The organism is Gordonibacter sp., assembly GCF_036667095.1.
Classification (GTDB): Bacteria; Actinomycetota; Coriobacteriia; order Coriobacteriales; family Eggerthellaceae; genus Gordonibacter.
Genome location: NZ_JAVWUP010000005.1, coordinates 45,518 through 52,016, shown reverse-complemented (window position 1 = coordinate 52,016; position 6,499 = coordinate 45,518). Strand labels below are relative to the sequence as shown.

The 6,499-nt window shown below is 62.1% G+C and carries 5 protein-coding genes; 2 read left to right on the top strand and 3 right to left on the bottom strand.

Going from position 1 to position 6,499, the window contains the following annotated elements:
• On the top strand, positions 1–1,674 hold a 1,674-nt coding region (locus tag RR842_RS01285), incomplete at its 5' end, for an FAD-binding protein (protein ID WP_332728838.1).
• A gap of 170 nt (positions 1,675–1,844) precedes the next feature.
• On the top strand, positions 1,845–2,381 hold the full coding sequence (locus RR842_RS01280) for a DUF2510 domain-containing protein (protein ID WP_332517345.1): 537 nt from the start codon (positions 1,845–1,847) through the stop codon (positions 2,379–2,381).
• Between the two features lie 125 nt (positions 2,382–2,506).
• Here the strand turns inward: RR842_RS01280 and RR842_RS01275 are convergent, their stop codons facing one another.
• The 3 genes from RR842_RS01275 to RR842_RS01265 are packed head-to-tail and all read right to left on the bottom strand — an operon-like array spanning position 2,507 to position 6,385.
• Complete coding sequence (locus tag RR842_RS01275) at positions 2,507–2,968, bottom strand: VOC family protein (RefSeq protein ID WP_332553147.1); 462 nt, start codon at positions 2,966–2,968, stop codon at positions 2,507–2,509.
• A 13-nt stretch (positions 2,969–2,981) separates the two neighbouring features.
• Positions 2,982–3,803 (bottom strand): 4Fe-4S dicluster domain-containing protein, encoded by an 822-nt coding sequence (locus RR842_RS01270; protein ID WP_332511576.1) that lies wholly within the window; start codon positions 3,801–3,803, stop codon positions 2,982–2,984.
• A gap of 2 nt (positions 3,804–3,805) precedes the next feature.
• Complete coding sequence (locus tag RR842_RS01265) at positions 3,806–6,385, bottom strand: molybdopterin-dependent oxidoreductase (RefSeq protein ID WP_332511577.1); 2,580 nt, start codon at positions 6,383–6,385, stop codon at positions 3,806–3,808.
• Between the last annotated feature and the right edge of the window lie 114 nt (positions 6,386–6,499).

Genomic DNA, 6,499 nt, shown 5'->3' with positions numbered 1-6,499 from the left:
GCGTTTGCCGCCATCGGGCTGTCGGGCTGCGCACCCAAAGCCAGTGCAGAAGACACCTCGGCAAAATCTGCCGCCGCAGGCGACGCTAGCGCGACAGCCGCAGCCGACTGGCTGGGCAGCGCACCTGAGATAGCCGCGAGCGATATCAAGGAAACCAAGAGCACCGATCTGCTGATCATCGGCGCGGGCAACGGCGGCATGGCCGCCGCAGCAACCGCCACCGACCTCGGAGTCGACTTTATGCTGTGCGAGAAGACCGGCTCCATCCAGCGCTCACGCCACTGGTTCGGCGCCATCAACACCAAGTACACCAAGGCCGCCGGCGTGGAAGTGGACGAAGGCCGTCTGCTGAACGAGTTCTCGCGCTACGCCTCCGGCCAGTGCGACCAGCGCGTCATCCGCACGTGGATTCGCGAAAGCGCCAGCGTGGTGGACTGGATCGACCCCATCCTCACCGGTGCTGGCATGAAGTGCGCCTTCGATGCCGATATCGACCACGAGACCGGCGGCACAAGTTACTACCTGGCGCCCATGGAGCACTACTACTCGGGCAAGGACGCCAACGGCGAGGCCATGGAGCGCAACAAGGTGCTGCTCTCCTACCTTAACGGCAAAGGTCACGATGTAGTCTTCAACCACAAGTTGGTGAAACTGGTGCAGGGCGACGGCGGCAAAGTGACCGGCGCCATCTTCGAAACACCCGACGGTTACGTGCAAATCGATGCCGCAAAGGGCGTGCTGCTGACCACAGGCGGCTATACGAGCAACGCCGAAATGCTGAAGGCCTGCAACCCGTTGGTGGACCGCTGCGTCACGCTGCAGTACGGCTCACCCAACAACGTGGGCGAGGGCATCAAGGCCGGCATCTGGGCAGGTGGCCAGAAAGACAGTACCGGCGCGCCCATGATCTTCGACCGCGGCGCCGTGAAGCCCGGCGAGAACGCAGGTGTCGTGAGCGAGCCGGGCGCCACCGCCGGGTTCGCAGGCACCGACAAGCAGTTCAACCTGGGGTCACAGCCCTTCATGAAAGTGGTGCGCGACGGCAAGCGCTTCGTGAACGAGTCCACCCCCTACGACTTCTGCTGCTTCGCGGCGGCCGAGCATGAGGGCGGCGTGTTCTGTCAGGTGTTCGACTCCAACCTGAAAGAGGACGTGAAGCGCTTCTCCACCATCGGCTGCTCGCGCCAGACCCAGCAGCTGCTGGCCAAGAAAGCCGCAGCCCCCATCGACGACATCTACGCCGCCGAGCTGGAGAAGGGCGTCATGGTGAAGGCCGACACCATCGAGGAGCTGGCCGACAAGCTGGGCTTCGAGAGCGGTGCCAAGGCGACGTTCTTGGCCGAGGTGGAGAAGTACAACGGCTTCTACGACGCCCAGAAAGACGGCGACTTCGGCAAGGAGGCCTACCGCCTGTCCGCCTTGCGCACAGCGCCCTTCTACGGCGGCTGGTTCGGCGGCTCGCTGCTCACCACGGTTGACGGCCTGCGCATCAACGAGGATATGCAGGTCATCGATGCCGACGCCAAGCCCATCGAGGGCCTGTACGCCGCTGGCGACTGCTCCGGCAGCATCTTCGGCAACAACTACCCCGAGTACATCGTGGGCTGTGCCTGCGGCCGCACCATCACGTTCGCCCGCCACGCCGTGCGCCATGCAGCCGGCGACTTGAAGTAGCCCATCCTCCTCCCCTTCGAGAACTCCTCCCTTTCTCGAAGGCTCCAGAACAGCCGGAAGCCCCGTTTTGTGGGGCTTCCGGCTGTCACCCCGCCCAAGCGTCGGCACGACCAGCCGAAATCTTAAGGCGAATCTTAAGAACCCGTTACGTTTTGCTGTCGCCGTGTGCCATGCGGCTTCTCGCGAAGCTCGTGGGCTATACTGGCAAGAAAGTTACTACTCTTATCGTGCTGTTGGAGGACGACATGGCAAATGCGCAGGCAGGCTGGTACCCCGACCCATCGGGAGACACAACGAGGCTCCGATATTGGGATGGAGCGCAGTGGACCGAAAACGTAGCGAATGCCCAGCCAGCAGGCAGCGCGGAATATGGGTACGGCACTCCAGCATACGACCCAACCGCCTACACGCAGCCCGCTTACGCACAGCCCGTCTACGGACAACCTGTCTACGGGCAGGCCTACTATCCGGTGGCGCAGGGCAACGACCGCACTTTCGCGCTGATCGCTTTCATCTTCTGTCTTCTTTCAACGGTGACCGTCGGATGGCTGCTCATACCGCTCGCCTGGATGATTCCCATGACCGTCCATTGCTGGGGAATCTACAAGGGCGAGAAGCCCAACACCATAGCCTTCGGTGTGTGCACGCTCATATTCCTCAACTTCGTGGGCGGCATCTGCCTGCTTGTAGGTGAAAAGGACCTCTAGCCGACTCGCTCGCAGCACGTGCTTCCCGCCGCAAGCCGAACCCGCCCGGGAAGGGGTCATCTTCCCCAGAGTGCCCCCGACAAATGGCGGGGGCACTCGACCTTCCGTATGCAACAGTTGGCAGTCTACAATCCGGAGATGTTGTCCTGCACGATCTCGAAGCGCTCGTTGCCGGGACCCCTGAAGAAGCAGATCCTCATGTTGAGCCCGCGCTCGCTGCACGTCTCGAACACTTCGCCCTCAAGATCGCAGGGACGATCGAAGTCAAGCGGCGGGTCGAACGGACCGGCTTCTATCTCCACACCGCACTCCACCAGATGGGCCACTGCCGCATCCATGTCGGGCACGCGGAACGCCAGATGGTTCAAAGAGCACGCCGTCGCCTCGAGCGGCGCTTTGTCCTCCTGCTCCAGCAATTCGACGATGATGCCTTGCGGGTGGCGCATCCACGCCATCTTCAGCGGCTTGTCGCCCTCCATGGCCAGCGACTCGAACAAGAGCTCGAAGCCGAACACGTTCTCGTAAAAGGTAACGGATTCCTTGATGTCACGGCAGTAGATGCCCGCATGCTGCGATCTGATATCCATGACAGCCTCCTCCTCAAGCCCGGTACAGGGCGATGGTTCCCACGTTCAGGTCGCGCTCGACCGTGGAGATGAAGTCTGTCACATGGCGCGTACGATAGCCGTCCATCTCCACGTCGATGCTGTACTCCGCCGCCGGAATCTGCTTGAACCAGAAGTCGCCGAAGTCGTCGGTCGTCGTCTCGAGGGTCTCGCCCGATGCGAGGTTCGTCAGCACCACACGTGCGCCAATCAGCACTTCTTCCGCCTCAAGATCGGCCACTTCGCCGCCGATGAAACGCTTGGGCAGGTTCAGATAATACACGTGCGGATTGGTACCGGCCTCTGGCAGCAAGCATTCCGCAGCATCCAACTCGCCTGCGAAGTCGTCCAGCTCGCCGAAGCGCAGCGCGTCATGAGCGCACGCCTCGACGCAGCGCGGCACCGTCCAGCCGTCGTCCAGCAGGTGGGCACAGCCGGTGCACTTCTGCGGGATCTGCAGCTCTTCATTCCAGAACACGGCATGGTAGGGGCATGCCTTCACAATCTGTTCCTGACCCTTGGACTTCACCGGGTCGACCACGACCAAGCCGTCCTCGCGACGGTACACCGCTCCGTCCTTGGCGACGGCCATGCAGGGCGCGTCGGCACAGTGCTGGCACAGGACGGGCGTGTAGGTGACGCACACCTTCGGCGACTGTCCGCGCTCTTGCTCCTGCACGTTCATCCAGAACTGGCCGGTATCAGGCTGAGGCGCCGCATAGGGCATCCAATCGTTGTCGCAGTGCTCGTCTTTGCACACCAACTGGCAGCTGCGGCAACCGACGCACTTATCGATGTCGACGACGAATACTTTCATGGCTACTCCCCTTCCTTGATGATGACGGCATCTGCAATCTGACCGGTGTGCTTGTCGTACTTCTTAGCGAACGCCTCGGGATACTGCTCGGCCAACGCAAGCACGTCTGCCTTCTCCACGTTGACGAGGAAGCTGTTCGTGACCTCGCCCGGGCAGTTCTTGGACGTGGTGTTCGAGGGGCAGATGAGGTTGTTCGCACCGGCGCGGTCGAACTCGCCGATGACGATGTTGTCCACGCGTGCGCCGTGGTCTTGGTACAGGGCACCGGGGATGACGCGCTCGCTCAGGCGAACGCCGCCGAGCACCGCGCCGCGGTCGTTGAACATCTTCACGATGTCGCCATCGTGCATGTTCAGCCTCACGGCATCCACCGGGTTGATCCACAGCGGCTCGTAGGCGTAGCCGTCCGGTCCGACCACCTTGCACGTCTCGATCTCACGGCACCAGGTGTTGTCGTCGTTGTTCGCGTGCACGCGCCAACGGGGATGGTTGGTCACCAGCAGGAACGGGTACTCCTTCGAGCGCGGGTGCAGCATGCTTTCCTGATGGGACTCGCCGTAGGGCACGAAGTGCGGCACGGGCGGGCGCTCCACGTCATCGGGGTAGTGCTCGGCCAAACCGGTGGAGTAGAACTCGATCTTGCCCGTGGGCGTGTCGAGGCGCAAGGCTTCGGGGTCGTCATGCCAATCGCGCATGCCAACCGGATCGTCTTCCCAGCCTTCGGCCGTGGGCACCACGAAGTAGCCCTTCTCCAGCCAGTCCTCGTAAGAGATCATGCCGGCCACGCCGGAATTCTCAAAGCCCTTCTTGATGAGCTCGTCTTCGGTACCGCCCACATACTGCTCGTAGAGACCCAGCTTCTTGGCCACCTCGCCGACAGCCTCGAAATCGGACAGCGAATCTCCCACATGCGGTACGGCCTGCTCCTCGTGCATGAGCATGTTATACTGGCCGCTGAACAGGTCGTTCGACACGTCGTGCACTTCGAGCTTCGTGGTGGTGGGCAGGATGATGTCGGCAAACAGGCAGTCATTTTCCAACCATGGATGCTGCGCCACGATAAACTCCAGGTTCGGGTGCATCAGCGCACGCTGCATCTCGTTGCCGCCGTTCCAGCACGTCTGCCAGCACGGGCTGTCCGTCCATACCATGTGCAGCTCGCCGGAACCAGGCTGCGGGAAGTCCCACTCGATGAACTGATCCTCGGCCGGCAGGCCCGCTATGACGTGTCCACCCGACCAGTGCACCGGCGGGTTCATGATGGCCTGCGGGATGAGCGTCTTGGGGATGAAATTCACGGGCTCGGTGAGCATGGCCCAGCCGTTGTAGATGGAGTTCAGGTCGGGCTGGCACACGGAACGTGGCAGCGGGTAGATGGCGTCGATGCCGAACAGGCCCAAGTCCATGAAGTTGATCTGGCCCGCGCCCGGCTTGCCGAGGCCTTGCATGACCAGCAACGCAACTTCGAGACGCGCAGGTTCGCTCGAATAGGCCGCACGGATAAGGCCGCCGCCGGCACAGTGCGCGATGGACACAGCATGCTTCGCCCAGTAGCGCGCGAGCGCCTTGATCTGACGAGCCGGAACGCCCGTGATGGGAGCAGCCCATGCCGGGGTCTTCGGCACGCCGTCCTCGTTGCCCATGATGTAGTACTCGAACCAATCGAAACCGACCGAATGCTCCTCGACCCACGTGCGATTGAACAGCCCTTCGTCAAACCACACGTGAGCAATGGCGCACTGCAGTGCCGCATCGGTGTTGGGCAGCACGGGAATCCACTTGTCGGCATGCACGGCCGCGGCGTAGTTGAGGTCGGGGCAGATGAACACCTGCATGATCTCGGCTTCGGTAAAGAAACTCTCGATGCGGCCGGGCATCATTCCGCCCCAGCCCCACGGCGTGGTCTCGGGGTCGGCACCCCAGAACAGCACCGCGTCGCCGTTCTCCGCAATATCCTTGAACAGGTTCTCCGTATGGGCCTGCTTGCCTACCGGGTGCATACCCCAGATGTGCTTGGCGCCCCACGTCCAGCCTTCCCAGCTGTCGGGCTGGCGCGCTTGCAGCGTATAGCCGCCCATGAGGTCGAGTAACTTGCCGGGGCAGCCGTGGGCCGCATGGATGATCTTCGACTCGCCATGTCCGTCGATCTGGGCCAGTACGGCGAAGGGGCCGTACTCCTTATGGATGCGGCGCAGCTCATCGGCGATGATGGTGGTAGCCTCGTCCCACGAGATGCGTACGTACTTCGACGTGCCGCGCGTCTCGGGATGGCGCTCTCCATTCGGGTCCCAGTCCACGCGCTTGAGCGGATAGGGAACGCGGTTTTTTGAGTAGACGCGCTTCTTGTAAGCGTATTGGAGCGGCGTAGGCAACGTGTGCGTCTTCGGTTCGAGCACGGCGCCGTTGCGCGCGGTGATCTTCCAGGGGCGCAAATCGTCCATATCGTATTTCTCGTCGTAGTGCATCGGACGGATACGCAGGATCTTCCCGTCCTTCACATCGACCGCAGCGGAGTTCGAACCCAATCCAAAACCACAGAGCCCCAAGGACTTGTACACTGTCTTGCTGTTGGCTTCCGACATTGCTTCTCCTTACCTCTCGGTTCGCAAACTTGGCTGTGCAACGTCTCGCGACAATCCGCGCGACGATGCTTTTCTGTTCGGACCCGCACCATGCAACCCGCTTGTGCCAGACGC